Annotated in this window: 18 protein-coding genes and 1 tRNA gene; 6 read left to right on the top strand and 13 right to left on the bottom strand. The window is 44.5% G+C overall.

What is annotated here, in order from left to right; translation table 11 throughout:
- The first annotated feature begins 3 nt into the window (after positions 1–3).
- The 5 genes from MusilaSJ_RS03990 to MusilaSJ_RS03970 are packed head-to-tail and all read left to right on the top strand — an operon-like array spanning position 4 to position 5,611.
- Positions 4–495 (top strand): hypothetical protein, encoded by a 492-nt coding sequence (locus tag MusilaSJ_RS03990; protein ID WP_274988775.1) that lies wholly within the window; start codon positions 4–6, stop codon positions 493–495.
- Positions 474–1,925 (top strand): GspE/PulE family protein, encoded by a 1,452-nt coding sequence (locus MusilaSJ_RS03985; RefSeq protein WP_274988774.1) that lies wholly within the window; start codon positions 474–476, stop codon positions 1,923–1,925. Before MusilaSJ_RS03990 ends, MusilaSJ_RS03985 begins: the two co-directional genes overlap by 22 nt.
- A gap of 8 nt (positions 1,926–1,933) precedes the next feature.
- A complete protein-coding gene (locus MusilaSJ_RS03980; protein WP_274988773.1) occupies positions 1,934–3,862 on the top strand; it encodes a secretin GspD/PilQ domain-containing protein in 1,929 nt (642 codons plus the stop codon).
- Between the two features lie 5 nt (positions 3,863–3,867).
- On the top strand, positions 3,868–5,082 hold the full coding sequence (locus MusilaSJ_RS03975; RefSeq protein WP_274988772.1) for a hypothetical protein: 1,215 nt from the start codon (positions 3,868–3,870) through the stop codon (positions 5,080–5,082).
- A gap of 1 nt (position 5,083) precedes the next feature.
- Positions 5,084–5,611: a hypothetical protein gene (locus MusilaSJ_RS03970; protein ID WP_274988771.1), complete on the top strand. Its 528-nt coding sequence runs from the start codon at positions 5,084–5,086 to the stop codon at positions 5,609–5,611.
- Positions 5,612–5,871: 260 nt separating this feature from the next.
- On the opposite strand, the gene MusilaSJ_RS03965 is transcribed toward MusilaSJ_RS03970, so the two are convergent.
- From MusilaSJ_RS03965 to MusilaSJ_RS03935, 7 genes are read right to left on the bottom strand one after another with little or no spacing between them, the layout of a single operon-like run.
- Positions 5,872–7,020 (bottom strand): type II secretion system F family protein, encoded by a 1,149-nt coding sequence (locus MusilaSJ_RS03965; protein ID WP_274988770.1) that lies wholly within the window; start codon positions 7,018–7,020, stop codon positions 5,872–5,874.
- Complete coding sequence (locus MusilaSJ_RS03960) at positions 7,007–7,516, bottom strand: PulJ/GspJ family protein (RefSeq protein ID WP_274988769.1); 510 nt, start codon at positions 7,514–7,516, stop codon at positions 7,007–7,009. Before MusilaSJ_RS03960 ends, MusilaSJ_RS03965 begins: the two co-directional genes overlap by 14 nt.
- Entirely contained in the window at positions 7,500–7,874 is a 375-nt protein-coding gene (locus MusilaSJ_RS03955) for a hypothetical protein (RefSeq protein WP_274988768.1), read from the bottom strand. Before MusilaSJ_RS03955 ends, MusilaSJ_RS03960 begins: the two co-directional genes overlap by 17 nt.
- Positions 7,856–9,124: a hypothetical protein gene (locus MusilaSJ_RS03950; protein ID WP_274988767.1), complete on the bottom strand. Its 1,269-nt coding sequence runs from the start codon at positions 9,122–9,124 to the stop codon at positions 7,856–7,858. The genes MusilaSJ_RS03955 and MusilaSJ_RS03950 overlap by 19 nt, the downstream gene beginning before the upstream one ends.
- Before the next feature lies 1 nt (position 9,125).
- Entirely contained in the window at positions 9,126–9,728 is a 603-nt protein-coding gene (locus MusilaSJ_RS03945; protein ID WP_274988766.1) for a toxin-antitoxin system YwqK family antitoxin, read from the bottom strand.
- Positions 9,725–10,228, bottom strand: a complete 504-nt coding sequence (locus tag MusilaSJ_RS03940) for a hypothetical protein (protein ID WP_274988765.1) — start codon at positions 10,226–10,228, stop codon at positions 9,725–9,727. Before MusilaSJ_RS03940 ends, MusilaSJ_RS03945 begins: the two co-directional genes overlap by 4 nt.
- A gap of 8 nt (positions 10,229–10,236) precedes the next feature.
- Positions 10,237–11,196 carry a fibronectin type III domain-containing protein gene (locus tag MusilaSJ_RS03935; protein WP_274988764.1) on the bottom strand — a complete coding sequence of 320 codons (960 nt, stop codon included), beginning with the start codon at positions 11,194–11,196 and terminating at the stop codon, positions 10,237–10,239.
- Positions 11,197–11,439: 243 nt separating this feature from the next.
- Between MusilaSJ_RS03935 and MusilaSJ_RS03930 the strand changes: the two genes are divergently transcribed.
- Positions 11,440–11,580 (top strand): hypothetical protein, encoded by a 141-nt coding sequence (locus MusilaSJ_RS03930; protein ID WP_274988763.1) that lies wholly within the window; start codon positions 11,440–11,442, stop codon positions 11,578–11,580.
- A gap of 249 nt (positions 11,581–11,829) precedes the next feature.
- Here the strand turns inward: MusilaSJ_RS03930 and MusilaSJ_RS03925 are convergent.
- From MusilaSJ_RS03925 to MusilaSJ_RS03900, 6 genes are all read right to left on the bottom strand, one after another.
- Positions 11,830–11,919 (bottom strand) — tRNA-Ser (locus tag MusilaSJ_RS03925).
- A gap of 98 nt (positions 11,920–12,017) precedes the next feature.
- A complete protein-coding gene (locus tag MusilaSJ_RS03920) occupies positions 12,018–12,998 on the bottom strand; it encodes a YihY/virulence factor BrkB family protein (protein WP_274988762.1) in 981 nt (326 codons plus the stop codon).
- An 11-nt stretch (positions 12,999–13,009) separates the two neighbouring features.
- Positions 13,010–13,417, bottom strand: a complete 408-nt coding sequence (locus MusilaSJ_RS03915) for an acyl-CoA thioesterase (protein WP_274988761.1) — start codon at positions 13,415–13,417, stop codon at positions 13,010–13,012.
- Positions 13,417–14,469 carry an endolytic transglycosylase MltG gene (gene mltG / locus MusilaSJ_RS03910; RefSeq protein WP_274988760.1) on the bottom strand — a complete coding sequence of 351 codons (1,053 nt, stop codon included), beginning with the start codon at positions 14,467–14,469 and terminating at the stop codon, positions 13,417–13,419. The genes MusilaSJ_RS03915 and mltG overlap by 1 nt, the downstream gene beginning before the upstream one ends.
- A 28-nt stretch (positions 14,470–14,497) precedes the next feature.
- Positions 14,498–14,773 (bottom strand): rhodanese-like domain-containing protein, encoded by a 276-nt coding sequence (locus MusilaSJ_RS03905; RefSeq protein WP_274988759.1) that lies wholly within the window; start codon positions 14,771–14,773, stop codon positions 14,498–14,500.
- A gap of 10 nt (positions 14,774–14,783) precedes the next feature.
- Positions 14,784–15,578: a PASTA domain-containing protein gene (locus MusilaSJ_RS03900; protein WP_274988758.1), complete on the bottom strand. Its 795-nt coding sequence runs from the start codon at positions 15,576–15,578 to the stop codon at positions 14,784–14,786.
- Between the last annotated feature and the right edge of the window lie 164 nt (positions 15,579–15,742).

Raw genomic sequence — 15,742 nt, 5'->3', positions numbered from 1 at the left:
ACGATGCTCGGAGTTTTTGCTGCCCAGGATTTTAAGGAACGCGCGGTGTTCTGGTTTTTGCCGCCGCTTTTAGCAATCGCTTTTGCCGGCTTGGCTTATTCCAGGCTGCGGGATTGGGGAGGGTATTGGCTGCCAGTGTTTTTTAATCTTGAATTTATTGCCTTAGTGCTCCTGATGACAACTGCGTATTGTTCAATCAGGAAGCGACGGTTTGTGAATATCATGAGGTTTTTGGGGTTGGGGGATATTTTGTTCCTGGTGGCCATCGCGTTCTATTTGTCTGAGCTGAATTTTGCGTTTTTTTTTGTGGCTTCCTCTATAATGGTGCTGTTTTGCTGGAGGCTTTGGCGTTGGGCTTCAGGAAGGGTGGCTTTATTTATTCCGCTGGTGGGCTTTTACGCGTTTTTTTTATTGTTGATGCTAAGCTGTGATTGGTTCCTGTTCCATTTTAATGTAACAAACAATTTCTGGTTATGGCGCCTGATGTTTTATTAATGGAACAGGAAGAGATTTTTTTATTGACGGAGAACATTCATTTTTTGAGCAAGGAGCAGGCTTGGCATTACCGGGTGTTGCCTAAGGGGAGGGATGGTTTACGGATAGAGCTGTATTGCGAAGCGGGCGTTGATGAGAACGACCTGGCTGTAGAACTGGAAGTGCTCCTGGGAAACGAGGTGATTTTGGAACCTGTGCCCGTTACAATGATTGCCAGATTACTGTCCAAGTATTACCTCCGGGAAAACGTGGCCGAGGGAACAGGACAAATCCAGGTTGGGAAGCAGGGTGATGATTTCCTTGAAGACCTGATCTCGGAAGCGAAGAATTTGAAAAGCAGTGATATACATATAGAAAGATATGAACAGAAATGTAGGGTGAGGATCCGGATTGACGGGAATATGGTGGAGCGGTACCTGCTCAAAAATGATGATTACCCGGCATTGATTAATAAGATTAAGATTAGTGCGAACCTGGATATCGCTGAAAAACGCCTGCCGCAGGACGGTAGGATCAATTTTAAAAGCGGGGTGCATCAATTCGATATCCGGGTGTCGGTATTGCCCACATTGTACGGAGAAAAGGTGGTGCTCAGGTTGCTTAACAATGATGCTACCAATATTGATCTGAACAGTCTTGGCTTTTCGGATTTCGATCTGGAAAATTACCTGCAGGGCGTTAAGCGCCCGAATGGGATCCTACTAATCAGCGGGCCTACGGGTTCGGGTAAAACGACGACGCTTTACGCCACGCTGAAATTACTGAACAAGGAGACCCGGAATATCCTGACCATTGAGGATCCGGTAGAATATACGCTGGAAGGAGTCAATCAGGTACAGCTAAAGGAATCAATCGGCCTGGGTTTTGCGGCAGCGCTGCGGACTTTCCTCAGGCAGGATCCGGATGTAATCATGGTAGGAGAGATCAGGGATCCCGAGACGGCGAATATGGCAATTCGTGCGGCGTTGACCGGACACCTGGTGTTGTCAACCATCCATACCAACTCCGCCTGGGGGACAGTATCGCGTTTGATCGATATGGGCATTCCACCTTTTCTGGTGGCGAATACGCTTAGTACGACGGTGGCACAACGGTTGATCAGGCTGTTGTGCCCACATTGCAAGACAGTGCATGATTTTGATCCGTCGATGTACCCGCGTCAGTACCGTCCCTCAAAAGAGGTAAAACTTCATTACCAGCCGCATGGTTGTGAGCAATGCTATTATACGGGATATAAAGGAAGGAAGGCGGTTTATGAGGTGATCCCGGTAGATCTTGACCTGGCGGAGGAGATCAAAAAGGGGAATGCGAATGTACATGCGCTGCTGGCAGAGCGTGGTATTCATACTTTGGCAGAGAATGCTTTTGAGATCTTTAGCATGGGACTAACGTCGATCGAGGAGATATATCCGCTTTTATTTAATTACTAAGAAGAGATATGGGGAAAAGACTTTTACTTTTTTTATTTTTTGTTTTAGGGATGGCTTTTAGCTTTTCTGCCCTGGCACAGGAGACAGAGCGTATCCAGGGGATTCACCAAAAACTGGATGATCTGGGAGTCCGGGTGCCGGGTCTGGGGCAGCGGGTACAGTTGCGGGTTAGCGGGGTTTCAATCCGGGAGTACCTGAACACACTTGCACTGGCCAATAACCTGAACATTAGTGTAGATCCAGCATTGAATATAGTTGTTTATGACAATTTCAATAATGCCACAGCTGCCAATATCCTGATGCTCATGGCACAGAAGTATAACCTGGATGTTACTGTGGTGGGTACGATCATCTATATTACCCCTTTTCAGGATCCCAATCGTTTTGTGAAGCCATTGGTAAAAGATATCAATGTAAAGTATATACAGGCAGGCAATGCGCTTTCGCTGGAACTGCAGAACGACAGTCTTCCTGCGGTAGCTAAAAAGATAAGCCAGGTTTCGGGTAAAAATGTGATTGTACCGGGCTCACTGCAGGGTAAATTGGTAACGGCCTTTATTGAAAGTGCGCCTTTTGACGGCGCGCTGGAAAAGCTGGCGTATACCAATGAATTGAAAATGGTGAAAACGGGCGATGGTTTTTACCTGTTCCAGCCTTTGGGAGAAAATGAAGAATTATATATAAACGGCGACAAGAATACTTCGGTACGTAAAAATTTCAGGCCGACAGGTGCAGTCGCAGGTGGGGCAACGGGGTTATATGTCAGGATGGTGAATGGCCAGAAGCTGATCTCTGCTGACGCTGTCGGCGCGCCGATCAGCGATTTGGTAAAGCAGGCTTCGCAAGAAACAGGGAAGAGCTACTCGATCTATTCCGAGATTAAAGGTAATATCACCCTGCATGTGAATGATGTCAGTTACGATACTTTTCTCAACTTGCTTTTTAAAAGTACGGAATATACGTTTCATTCGGAGGGCGGGATCTATATTATTGGTGACCGCAAACAGGAAGGTTTAAGATCGGTGAGAGCGATCCATCTTCAAAACCGGGCGATAGATACTGTGATGATGATGATCCCGGCAGACTGGAAACGGGGGATCGAGCTGAAAGAATTCAGGGAGCAGAACACGCTCCTGGTCTCAGGCTCAGACGCACAGATCAACGAGGTGGAAGCACTGATCAGGCAACTGGATGTCCTGGTACCGAGCGTGTTGGTAGAGGTGACCCTGATTGATATTCATAAGTCGCGTACGGTATCTACAGGGATTACGGCTGGTGTTTCGGATAGTGTAAAAACGGGAGGAACGGTGTTGTCGGGTTTGGACTATACCTTCGGGGCCAAATCGATCAACAGTTTCCTGAGCAGCCTCAGTAAAAATAGTTCGATTAACCTGGGACACGTGACCCCCAATTTTTATATCAGCCTGAAGGCATTGGAGGAAAGTAACAACGTTGATGTCCGCTCGGTCCCCAAGTTGGTTGCCTTGAACGGCCACACGGCGAAGATGAGCATAGGAAGTAAAAGATATTATAAAAATACAACCCAGAACGTCATCACGACTACGGCTACCCAGTCTATTTTTTCGAATGTTTATGAGGCGGTAAATGCTGACTTGTCCATTGGGATCAAGCCGTTGGTATCCGGAAATGATGAGGTTACGTTGGGTATCAGTGTAAATATTTCTGATTTTACGTCCATACCTACAGACGGTTCACCTCCGCCCCAGGCAATCAGTAAGTTTGAAACCAGCTTGCGCGTGCATAGCGAGGATACCATCGTGCTGGGGGGAATCGAACGGACGGAAAGCGACGAAAGCGGTTCGGGTATCCCGATCCTTTCACGTATCCCTGTGCTGAAGTGGATTTTTAGCAGTAGGACAAAATCTAAATCCAAGGTGGTCAGCGTACTATTTATTAAATCTACAATAATCCGATAAGGGACATGGCAATACTGGACCGGTTTTACGGAATTAAACAGGCAGGGGGACTGGGGATTACGGTCCTGAAGGACGGCAGTGCTGCGTTTAATTACTGTCAGGTTGCGTTGGATGGCCATAACCTGACTTTTGAAAAGAAGCTTACAACGCTTGGCTTGAATGAATTGATTAAGCATATTGGCCAAGCAGTGCCTTTGAGTATCAATATTTCGGGCCGGGGTGTATTGTACAAGCAGCTTGAGCGGGTGGAGGAGATCAGCCCTGCGAATTTTTCAGCAGTGCTACCCAATGTTGCCATGGAGGATTTTTATGTGCAGCATTTTCCTTCCGGGAAATATTCTTTTGTGTCAGTGATCCGTAAGGCTGAGGCTGATAAATGGCTGGATTTGCTCATGGAAGGGGGGCTTTTGCCGGTCATGTTAAGCCTGGGGCCTTTTCCGGTAGAGCATATTCTGCCCCAATTAAACATCTATAATGAGGAATTGATGTTCGGTGGTATTAGGGTTGAGCGCTCGGCGGATAAACATTGGGAAAAACTCACTTTCAATGAAGGCTTTCAGGCCGTTTACGCTATGAAGGTTGAAAACGAGGTGCTGGATGAGTCGCTTATCGTGATTTATGCATCGGCTTTTCAATTATTGCTATCAGGGAAAGTAAACCCGGTTAAAGCGGATGTGCCAGATCTGGCGGCAACATTGGACGGTTTGATCAGTAACCATAAATTCAGAGTTAATGGCATGCTTGTTCTTGTGCTCTTTTTTGTGTTGCTACTGGGTAATTTTATATGGCTTTCCGGGCTGAATGCGGAGAATGCCCGTTTGGCGGATGAGGTTAGTACCTCGGCCAGGACAAGTACGGATGTTCGGGCCCTGGCTGACGAGATCCGGCAAAAAGAATCTTTGTTAACCGCGCTTGGTTGGGAAGAGGGTATTAACAAAAGCGGTCTGGTGGACCAGGCGGCGGCATTAATGCCCGCCGGGATTATACTTAAGCAAATCGACATTGACCCTGTTGATGCCGCAGCTGACCGGAGTTTGGGCAGTGTGAAATTCACAGATCGGAAATTACTGATCCGCGGAGAATCTTCCCAGATCATCCCGGTTAATGAATGGGTGGCCCGACTGAAATCAAAGAAATGGGTAAAAAGTGCGGAACTCGAAAGTTACAATTTCAATAATGAACTGAATACCGGGTTGTTTACCATAATTTTAGGCTATTAATATGCTGAAATACTGGCCTTTTAAGAAAAATTACTTACTGGTACTGGCAGCTGTGGTGATGGCTGTAGCTTCCTATGAACTGGCTATTAAACATACACTTGAGGCCAGAGCCCTGAACAAACAGTACAAAGAGCAGCTCATGCAACAACATAGCGTAACCGAACAGCCGGGCTATACGGACAGGAAGAATGCAAACCTGGACCGGATTATCGCGCTTTACCGTGCAGATACATTGAATTACAGGAGTAATGCGATCGGCTCGATAGCCCTGCTGGCGGAAAGAAACAATGTCAGACTGGTCGGTGCGCCCGTACCGGATAAAAGCTACCGTACCGAAAAGTATTTACTTCAGAAACTGACCTTTTCGGGAGACTTTTTTTCATTGTTGAGATTGCTGCACCAATTACCATCAGCAAATGGTATAGGTATGATCCGGTCCTGTTCTTTCAGGGTGCCATCGCGGGGTGAATCATCTGAGGGCCCTAAAAGTATTTTATTAGACCTTGTTTTTGAAGTGGTAGTAAAGTAATTCGTTCTTGTCTGAAACTGAAGCGTCATTTTGCTTTACCTGATCTGCAATCATTTTTTACTTAATCTGAATAAATTACTTGGATACCAAGTGCTCAGGTCAAGATGTTTTACGCGTTTTAATATAAGCCTGATGAGTAAAATTCTAACGTCATAGCCTGCATGTGTTAGCCAGGGCTTGCTATTCATTTGCATTTACGGCAATCTTGCGGATTATCTCGATAAGCTGTTTAAAAGAATGTATCCAATGTCAGATAAAAGCTATTGAAAGCTATTACTCATTTGGAACATCGGAAGGTACATGGCGATCAGGATGACACCCACAATCAGGCCCAGGAAAATGATGATCAGCGGCTCCATCATGCTGCTGATGGTGGAGGTTTTATATTCCACTTCATCGATGTATTGCTCGGAGATTTTAGCGAAAAAATAATCAAGCTGATTAGTTTCCTCGCCAACTTTCAGCAACTGGATCATTTTGGCAGGGTATATCTTAAATTGCTGCAGGCTCTGGTGCAGGGATTGTCCTTTGAGGATATCGTCTTCTACCTTTTGTAGAGAAGTCTCAATAGGATAGTAGCCAATCATCTGGCGGCTCAGTGCAATTGCTCTTAGCAAGGGGAGCTTAGCGTTGATGAGCAGGCGCATGGAATTACAGAAGCGGGCGAGATAGATTTTTTGAACGATATTGCCAGCCAGGGGTAGGCGCAGTACCAGTCTGGATACAAACTGCCGGTAGCGCTCGGTTTTACGGCTGTACCAGGTCAGGCCGGCCAGGATGGCCACAAGGGTGATAAATCCGTAAAAGTTATTCTCCATGGCTTGCGATACACTGATGATCTTTTCGGTAATCCAGGGTAGCTGTCCGCCGAAACGCTTAAATACGTCGCCAAACATGGGTACCACAAATTTCAGCATGAAAAATACCGCGCCGAGGGACGTGCTTAGTACAACACACGGATAGGTAAGCGCCGATACGATTTTCCGACGCTGTTTGATCTTGTTCTGGTAAAATTTGGCGAGGTCTTCAAGTACTTCGGTAAGCTTGCCTGTTTCTTCCCCAATCTGAAGGCTGTAAACCTCGTAAAGGGAAAATTTACCGGTCTGTTCCAGAGCCAGGGAAAATGGTGCCCCTTTCAGCACAGATTCTTGTATGGTGTTGAACAATTGCTTGTCCTTCTCTTTTTCCTGGTCGGCTGTGACCAGTTCGAAACTGCTCTTGAGGTTGATACCGGCCAGGAGCAACGAACTTAACTCAAGGTAAAGGGCTTCCTTCTTTTTATCACTCAATTCCTGGCTCCCAAAACTGATATCCTTGTTAAGCAGAGCAGATAGGCTGTTTTCGCCGCTTTTTTTGGGCGGTTTTGGATCTTCTTTAGGGGTATATCTGCTCAGGTCAATGGATGGCATCGTTCAAAGGCTGGAAAAGGTTAACAGAACTATATATTTTATAATAATGATAAGGGATTTTCTGCCCATCCAGTACCAGGGTTACCTGCAAGTCGTCTATCCTTTTTTCTTTTCCCTGCGAAGGATCGGCTTCAACAGGCGATGATTCAAAGGATGTGTTGAAATTTTCGGAGGTTACCTTAAATGTATCGGCCAGGGCTTTTTTACGAATAACCCGGTCGGGCAGGAATTGATAGCTGACGGTATCGTGACTGCTCTTCAGGATAATGGTGTTGCTGTATCTCGATATGCTTTCGGCTTTACTGATATCACGGTTGAGGCGCTGGTCGAGGAGGGACAGAGTTGCGGTGCCGCCATTCCGGTCGATAAAAGACTGGTAGGAATGATTGATGATTGCATAGGCGCTGTACATCATACCAATCACGATGGCTGAAATTAGCATGGCTATGGTTAGCTCCATGATTGTGAATGCCTGTATCTTATGGTTGAGCTTCATGGATGAGGATTATTTTTTTAAATTGCGCTATCTGTTCGTGGCTGATATCAAATGCAGTCAGCGTAATGACGGACAGGTTCGGTTCATTTCCAAAGGGGATAAGCTCCTGCCTGACGGTCATATCATCAATAGTCGTTGTCTGGTCAGTTGGGCTGCCTGCCTGTTCGGCACGGAACAGGCTTTCCTGTAAAATTGCCTCGGCCTTCAACTTTTTGGCCGACAGGGAGAGGCGGCCAACATTGGTGAAGATCATCATGGCAATACCAAACACGATGATAATGATGATCATCGAAACGATCACTTCCAGTATCGAAGATGCTCTGACCTTGTGGAGTATATTTAGTTTGCTTCCAGCCATTGTAAGATCTTTTTGGAACTGCCCGCAACAGGCGCAAGGTCGCTGCTTAAATAATATGGTGAAAGCGAATGCGAATCGATGGATAGGTTGATCAGGTAGTTTTCATATCGGGTAAATTCGCTTTGGTATAAAAAACGCTTAGTGAAAACGCTGCCAAATATGCTGACGCCGTTTCTCAGGTTTAAAATCCCCTGGGAATAAACCTGGCCGTGAATAGTCGTCTTTTTTCCGAGTGAAATAACCGGCGGGAGCTGCTGCTCATCTTCCTGGTAACTGAAAACAATGCCTTCACACACCGAATTTTCCCCAATATTCAGTTTGGCAGGAACCCCTATAGTATTGCCTGTGGTAAGGCGAAGCACGCCGAGGCAGGATGGGTAACTGAAAAAACAACGGTTTCCTGTGCTAACGGAATCCGAGGCAAAAAGCTGACAGTTGCCCCGAAAACCTGCGTTAACATATATTCCTTTTGCGAATACGAGAATGTTGTTCAGCCGGGCCGTACTGTCAATGTTGATGGTGGTGTCAGAATACAAAATGATGTTGCCGCTGAGGCTGATATGGCTAATGGTTTTTACCTTTTTGCCAAAGCTGTAGGTAAGGGCCGGCTTAAGGAAAGACCGGTTGAGGCTGTCCGTGACTGCCGGAAGATCGCTTTCTGCCGGTGCCAATGCCAATGCTTTTTTAAGCATTTCAAGCCCGGAGGCAGAAAGGGCCGGTAGTTTTCTTTCGCTATCCGAAGTTTTACCTCTGATGATGTCAGGATCTCCGGTATAGGCCTCGTTGTCTATATAAGCGGTCCTGATACCCGCTTTAGGGATTGCTACATTGCCATGAATGAGCGTGTTGCCGCTGACGGAGAGGGGGCGGTCTTCATCGATAAGGTACAAGGCTGCCCATTTATTAGAGTCAATAACATTTGCCACTGAAAATACTTTGTACAGCGTATCCCGGCCGGCGAAAGAACTTATACTACATACGTCAAAAACGCCCCAACGCGTTTTTTTTAGGCTTACGGAGTCGGCATCGCCGTTGAACAGGCTGAAAGTTCGCCCACCGTTGTAAGAGCTGTCGCGACTATTAAGCAGTATTGTAATACCGGAATTTAGGTTGTTTTGCAGATGATCGGAGCGGAATTTCGCCTGGTACCGGGCTTTATACAGGTATGCTGCAGCAATTAGCGCAGAACAGATCAGGCCTATCACTAGCGTGATCACAATGACCATATACAGGGCGGAGGCTTTGAGCATGTTATGGCTTTGGTGTTTGCGTAACTTTTTCCTTTTTTTCTTTTTTGAAAATATTGATCCTTTTCAGGAAGTTGCCTTTTCGGGCAGGAATAATTTTTCCGTTTTTGTAAAGGACGGTTTTGGCAGAATCGGTGCCCGGATAATAAAGGATTTTGCCTTCCAACTGACCGAGGTTATACATACCGGATTGAATTTCGGTACCGTTATTATCGAAATAGGTGAACTTTCCTGTTTTTATGCCTGCTTCCCAGGTAATGATGCTGGTTAACCGTCCGGATTCGGCCCATGTTTTCCAGGTGCCCTCCTTTAGGCCATTCCTGAATGTGCCTTGTTGCAGGAGATGATGGTTTTTATCAGATTCTTCGTAGATGCCGTTAAGCAGTTTCCCGCTGTAACCTCCCTGCTGCTCGTGGACGCTGTTATTGCCAAACCAATAATAAAGCAGCCCTGCCCTGGGGTGTATTGTGCCAGAAAAAGGAATTACCTGCGTGCGGACATTTTTTCCGGAGTCGGTAATATGGATATTGTAAAGCCCGTAGTCAGGCATTTGGGCCATGGAACGGGAGAACAGGAAAAGTAGTATAAAGGTCAATAGTTGCTTCATGGGGTTGCCGGTTTTAAGAGGATGAATTTTGTTTTGCCCTGATAGCTGACCCTGATCGAGTCGCGGTAGTTTTTAATCAGTTTCAGACTACCGTTCAAATCACCTTCGCTCATCATCAGTTCAGTTCCGTTAAGATGTACCATGGCTACCAGTTTTTTTGAATCGGGGTTGCGGATATAACCGACGTATCGGATAAAATCCCAACTCATGGCGGGAACGGTTGTATGTGGTTTAATTTGTACCGGAGGTCTGGGTTCATGCAAATGACGGATTGTGTCTACCGGCTGAATACTACCAAAAGGATCAGAGTAATTTGCCAATAAATGCGTGGTATCAGGAGGGAGGGCATAATCGTTATATGCCTCCTTTTTTGCCGGAGCAGTCATGACAGGCTCATCCGATCCACTGTCATTTACGGCGCTGAATACACGGTAAATGATCAGGCTCCAAACAATCAGGACAGCTGCGCCAAGGAGATATGTGGACTTTTTATTCTTCATAAATCCTGTTATTGGAGCGCGAAGCTTTGCAACGCAGAAAGGACGCTTTCATTACCCGCGCCATCTAATGCGGAGACCTGCCAGTAAATCCGTTCTCCGGATGCCCCAAGCGAAAAACTGTATGAATTGGTGTTCAACAGCATCGGAAAAGCCGTACTGTAAAGGGTGGTGGAATCCGCCTTGTATACATATAGTTTATAATTGACGGTGCCGGAAGATTTGCTCCACTGCAGGCTCACTGGTTTGGCAACCACTGCATTGTTTTGGGGCGCAGACAACGTGACACCCCCAGGTGGGGTAGAATCGAAACCAATATTATTTACTGTAGACCATTTGGATTGTTCGGTAGCGTTCTCTGCCCTCACACGCCATTGATAATTCTGGTCCTTCGGAAATTTATAATTGTATTGCTGACCAGGAATGGTTTGATCAATCAGGATATTATTCGCGTCGGCAAAATTGTTGGTATCCACTTGCAGATGATAAACAGTAGCGTTGAAAAGTGCTCCCCATTTAAAATTAGCGCTGGTTTGGTTGGTGATGGTGTTGTTCGCCGGGGAACTGAGCGTCACCGTTTGGGCGGCCAGCGTTGAAGGAATAACAGTAAGCCGGCTGGCGGTACTGAACGCTGTTTGGGAACTGCCGTTTTCTGCCCTTACGCGCCATTCATATTCTCCCGGATCCAATGTAAACGTAAAATGGTTTCCTTTAATAAGAGTGTCTGCAACAAGCCCGCCGATGGTATCGAAGCCCGGAGAAACGACCTGGAGTCTGTAAGACAATGCATCTTCGACTTCATTCCACCAAAAATTAATATTGTAGTTGGTACTTTGATATTTATCTGAAGGGGCTTGGAGGGTAACCGGACGTTTGTCAATATTCGGCTCGATAAAATCCTTACAGGAAGACAGGAAAATCAGCGGTATAGCAAAAAGTGTAAAAAAGATGTGTGCGGGTTTAAGTTTCATTGGGACTAAATTAAAAAAAATATATGAAACTGGGACGGCTTTTCGTTTTGTGAAAACAGGTATGCAACGCCCATACCCGATTCTGTTAACTGGGTCTCAAATAACAGTCGTAATCTTGAGCGATCCTAAAATTGACCGGGAAAAAGGTTGAATACTTACAGACAAAGACTTAATTTCTAAGTAATCAGTCATATACAACATCGTCGCTTAGCACAGCGGGCATACGCGATTTATAGTCTTATTATGAATTTGACGCATCAGCTGATTGTGTTAGTAGTAGCAAAAGCAAATGTGTATATCAACTCACCTGTTTCCATATCCAATACCTGGTTAAACAATCCCGGTATTCACCAATTTACTTTATCTTTCATGGATACCATGTGAGGATATGCATCGGTAGCTTTTAGTTACTCTCCTTTTTTTCCAATCTTATCCGGTTATGTTGAACAGCCTGATCATTGGCAATTACGATCAGTCGTAAGATATTTACAAACACCCACTGTCTAAGTTTACGCAGGATATGGTGCGTGATATGGATCCGCGATTGATTGGTTTATTTTCGAGAGGGCTAAAAACAAAAAAGCGCCGTAAATGATTCATTTACAGTGCTTTTGATTCTAATTGAATAATACTTGGCGGAGAGTTAGGGATTCGAACCCCAGGAACCTTTCACAGTTCAACAGTTTTCAAGACTGCCGCAATCGACCACTCTGCCAACTCTCCGGGGACAAAAGTACAAATCCGGGGCGAATTGCCAAATTTGAATTTCACTTTTTTTCATTTAATTAAATAATCTATATAAATTATTGATTAATAATAAGTTAATTTTTTGAATGGTCGGTTTTTTTTGCCCGAAAAGTGTTAAATCGGGGTTTTACAATGCGAATTGTACGCTTGGAAAGCTCTACGGACGCATTTAATTCGAACCCGATTATTAAAATTAATGAGTTTATATACATCCAGATCATCACAACGATGAGCGTACCAATGGACCCGTAAACTTTATTGTACGACGAGAAATTGTTGATATAATAGGAAAAGCCCAGTGAGGTTAAAACTGCCAGTGCCGTAGCCAGTATGGAACCAGGATTAATAAAATTCCATTTCTTTTTATGTGCAGGAGCGTAGCGGTACAAGCACCCTATGGTCACAAAAATAATCACTACAATAATTACCCACCTGAACAGCATAACCGGGTAAACCCAAAAATGATTTTCAGACGCTACATGCGATTGGATAAACCGGATAATAGATTGACCCAGGATGAGTATGGAAATGGCCAGCAATAACGCAAAGCTTATAGCTACGGTAATCCCTGTTGCTACCAGGCGCCTTTTGAGCCAGCTCCGCTTATCCTCAATTAATGAGGATTTATTAAAGGCTTTCATGAGATTGATAACGCCATTCGTAGCAAAATACAAGGTTGTTAGGAAACCGAACGAAAGGAGCTTGCCGTTTTGATTGCTTACGATATCAAAAAGGGTTTCCCTGAATGCCATATAAGCATTTGTAGGCATTACAGACGCCAGTACCATCATCAGGTTGCCTTTAAAATGTTTTATGGGCACGTAGGGGATAAGGGTAAACAAAAAAATGGTGGCGGGAAAAACGGCCAGCATGAAACTATATGCTAATGCGTAAGCCCGGTTAATGAGCGAGTTATTGGTAATTTCTTTTACAAAAAAGTCTATAACTGTATAAAGAGGCAATGGCCTGAAACCTGGAATAATGACAGACTTCGTCCACTCGATGATGTACCTGTAGAACCTAAACCGGAGTAAAAAGCGGTGCAGCCATTTCATTTAAACCAAAGCTACTTAAAAAAGGGCATTAATCTGTTGGCAAAATCCTGTGGGGGCAGGCATGGGCGATTGGTTTTCATGTTAATGAATACGAGTAATGTTTCGCCGGTATTAATAAGTTCGCCTTTGGGATTTGTAAGTTCATACCTGAAATGGATGCGAATACCGGGTAGCTTATCCATGATCACTCTGATGCTGATCTCCTCGTCATATAAAGCAGGCTTCAGGTATTTGCATTGAAGCTCGAGCACAGGCATCATAATACCCGATTCTTCCATGCCTTTATAGGTAAGGCCAAGGCTGCGCAGCATCTCTACACGACCAACTTCATAAAATTCGGCATAGTTACCGTAGTACATATAGCCCATCTGATCGGTTTCGCCGTAGCGCACCCGGATTTTGGTGGTATGCTCAAACATTACCTGCGGATGTTGCGTTCGTTAAGGGCTTGCTGAAATTTATGCGCATTAACCAAATGATCCGCCACGTTGGTGGCAAAGGCATGGTAGCCGGAAAAATCAGCCTTAGCACACATGTAAATATAATCGCTCTTTTGATAGTTCAACACTGCTTTAACCGCATTAACCGATGGCATCATGATAGGACCTGGGGGCAAACCTGTATGCAGATAAGTATTATATGGCGAGTTATATGAAAGATATCGGGTAAGCACGCGTTTTATAGTAAAGTCGTTCAGTGCGAAGATCACGGTAGGGTCGGCCTCCAGTTTCATTCCTCTTTTAAGACGATTAAGGTATAAACCTGCTACGGCGGGCATTTCATCATCATGCAGCGCTTCAGCATCAACTATTGATGCCAGGACAGATACTTCTTGTGGGGTTAAGTTTATTGCAGCGGCCAGTTGTTTACGTTCAGGTGTCCAAAAAGCCTGATAGTGGTCATACATTCGTTTAAAGAACTTTTCCGGGCTCGTATTCCAGTACATCTGGTATGAATCGGGCATGATCACCGTATATACATTATCGGTAGTAAAACCATATTTACCTACAAAACTTGCCGAATCGAGCAGCCTGATGATTGACATTGAATCGGGTTCGATTTTTTTAGAGATAAAGCCTGCAAACTGTTCTTTAAGCCTTAAACCATGAAATTCAACCTTAACAGGTTCCTGTGTACCTGATGCCAGCATATTGATGAGCTTGCGGTTTCCCATACCCTCATGCAGGCGATATTTACCTGGTTTTACACGGTTAATATAATTCATATTACGGGCAGCCCAGCCAAATGAAGCAGTATCTTTCACAATGCCCTCATCCTGTATGGTTTTAAAAACATCGCCAAAAGTAGCGCCGGTGTGAATGTATAAGTACTCCTGTTTATCAGTAACGTTAGGGCCGAAGTATTTAAGGTAATAATTGAAACCTGTAAAGCCTAAAAGCACAACGATAATGATTACCAGCGCTATAATAAATTTTTTCAGTATGCCTGATCCTTGTTTTTCCGCGGTCATGATATTGAATAGATGGTGTTTGTTGTATTTATTTTAATTTTTGAATGGCAACTAATCCGCCGTGTAAATTACGCACATTGTTATAGCCATGCCGCTCCAATATGTTTTGTGCTGTTTGGCTCCTTAAACCAACTTTGCACATAACGATTATCTCATCTGTTTTGTTATAGGGTAAATTGTTAAGCGCATTCTCCAAATTTGAAAGCGGCATATTATGGCCGCCTATATTATAAGTATGGAATTCAATAACTTCGCGCACGTCAAGCAGGTTAAGGCTTTCACCTTTGCCTAAGCGCTCAAGCAATTCGGAAGCTTTAATTTGCCGGTGGAACTGCATCTGTTTTCGTACCTTGTGAAACAGTAAGATTTATACGTGTACCAATACTTGTTTTGCTTAACGAATCGGTTTTCATTGGGTATTGCGAAACGACAACTACGTTAGTTGAATCAGTAATAGTACCCTGGTAAGTAATGATCCCAACAGTTAAGCCAGCACCTTTTATAGCAAAGCGGGCCGCATCAAGATCAAGATTTACCAGTTCGGGTATTTCCACTTCGCTTGCACCTTCACCATCACCCAAAACCAAATCTATTCTTGAGCCTTTAGGTATTTTGGTACCTGTTTTTATCACCTGTCCGCCAAAACGTACCTCCAGGATCCGATCACGGGCAATATCTGATCGGTAAGTTGTATCGCCCACTTTTAAGCCATAATTTGATATGGTAGCTATAGCTTCGCGATAATTGCTTTGTTCAAGGTCGGGCAGGGCTACATTTGGTGCCTGCAGGGTTACCATGGTAAGGTAAATTACCCGGCTTTCTTTAACGTTGGTCCCGGGATCCGGGTCTTGCTCAACGATAGTACCCGGGGCTATATCCTGTACATAAACAGAGTCAATTTTATAGCCGAATCCCTGCTCTTTTAAAATATCCATGGCCTTATCAATGGTAAGGCCTTTAAGCTTTGGCACGGGTATGCCCGAACCATGACGGGTATAATAACCAAGACTAAAAAAAGCTATTAAAACAACGGCTATCACGGTTACAATAGCCATTAATAAGTTATTACGAAATGATTTTGATTTTAAGTAAGCCCCAAATTTGCTCATCAGTATATGTAAGGGTAAACCTTTTAATTAAGTATCAAACATAGGAATTATTTTGGATATGGGTGTTAGGATGTCGGATTTCGGATGTTCGATTTCGGAATTAATTATTGCAGAATTTTGGGAGTTTTAAACTCAAAATTTAAACTTTAGTATTATTTGCAATG

It is taken from the genome of Mucilaginibacter sp. SJ, assembly GCF_028993635.1.
Taxonomy (GTDB): domain Bacteria; phylum Bacteroidota; class Bacteroidia; order Sphingobacteriales; family Sphingobacteriaceae; genus Mucilaginibacter.
The sequence above is the reverse complement of the archived record's forward strand: the minus strand, read 5'-3'. Positions and strand labels throughout refer to the sequence as shown.

What these genes read in the sequence shown, in the direction of transcription:
- mltG (WP_274988760.1), bottom strand. Translation starts at nt 14,469, where the DNA reads ATGACCGCGGAAAAACAAGGATCAGGCATACTGAAAAAATTTATTATA.
- MusilaSJ_RS03950 (WP_274988767.1), bottom strand. Translation starts at nt 9,124, where the DNA reads ATGCTCAAAGCCTCCGCCCTGTATATGGTCATTGTGATCACGCTAGTG.
- MusilaSJ_RS03935 (WP_274988764.1), bottom strand. Translation starts at nt 11,196, where the DNA reads ATGAAACTTAAACCCGCACACATCTTTTTTACACTTTTTGCTATACCG.
- MusilaSJ_RS03915 (WP_274988761.1), bottom strand. Translation starts at nt 13,417, where the DNA reads ATGTTTGAGCATACCACCAAAATCCGGGTGCGCTACGGCGAAACCGAT.
- MusilaSJ_RS03980 (WP_274988773.1), top strand. Translation starts at nt 1,934, where the DNA reads ATGGGGAAAAGACTTTTACTTTTTTTATTTTTTGTTTTAGGGATGGCT.
- MusilaSJ_RS03985 (WP_274988774.1), top strand. Translation starts at nt 474, where the DNA reads ATGGCGCCTGATGTTTTATTAATGGAACAGGAAGAGATTTTTTTATTG.
- MusilaSJ_RS03960 (WP_274988769.1), bottom strand. Translation starts at nt 7,516, where the DNA reads ATGAAGCTCAACCATAAGATACAGGCATTCACAATCATGGAGCTAACC.
- MusilaSJ_RS03930 (WP_274988763.1), top strand. Translation starts at nt 11,440, where the DNA reads ATGAATTTGACGCATCAGCTGATTGTGTTAGTAGTAGCAAAAGCAAAT.
- MusilaSJ_RS03955 (WP_274988768.1), bottom strand. Translation starts at nt 7,874, where the DNA reads ATGGCTGGAAGCAAACTAAATATACTCCACAAGGTCAGAGCATCTTCG.
- MusilaSJ_RS03975 (WP_274988772.1), top strand. Translation starts at nt 3,868, where the DNA reads ATGGCAATACTGGACCGGTTTTACGGAATTAAACAGGCAGGGGGACTG.
- MusilaSJ_RS03940 (WP_274988765.1), bottom strand. Translation starts at nt 10,228, where the DNA reads ATGAAGAATAAAAAGTCCACATATCTCCTTGGCGCAGCTGTCCTGATT.
- MusilaSJ_RS03990 (WP_274988775.1), top strand. Translation starts at nt 4, where the DNA reads ATGCTCGGAGTTTTTGCTGCCCAGGATTTTAAGGAACGCGCGGTGTTC.
- MusilaSJ_RS03900 (WP_274988758.1), bottom strand. Translation starts at nt 15,578, where the DNA reads ATGAGCAAATTTGGGGCTTACTTAAAATCAAAATCATTTCGTAATAAC.
- MusilaSJ_RS03945 (WP_274988766.1), bottom strand. Translation starts at nt 9,728, where the DNA reads ATGAAGCAACTATTGACCTTTATACTACTTTTCCTGTTCTCCCGTTCC.
- MusilaSJ_RS03970 (WP_274988771.1), top strand. Translation starts at nt 5,084, where the DNA reads ATGCTGAAATACTGGCCTTTTAAGAAAAATTACTTACTGGTACTGGCA.
- MusilaSJ_RS03920 (WP_274988762.1), bottom strand. Translation starts at nt 12,998, where the DNA reads ATGAAATGGCTGCACCGCTTTTTACTCCGGTTTAGGTTCTACAGGTAC.
- MusilaSJ_RS03965 (WP_274988770.1), bottom strand. Translation starts at nt 7,020, where the DNA reads ATGCCATCCATTGACCTGAGCAGATATACCCCTAAAGAAGATCCAAAA.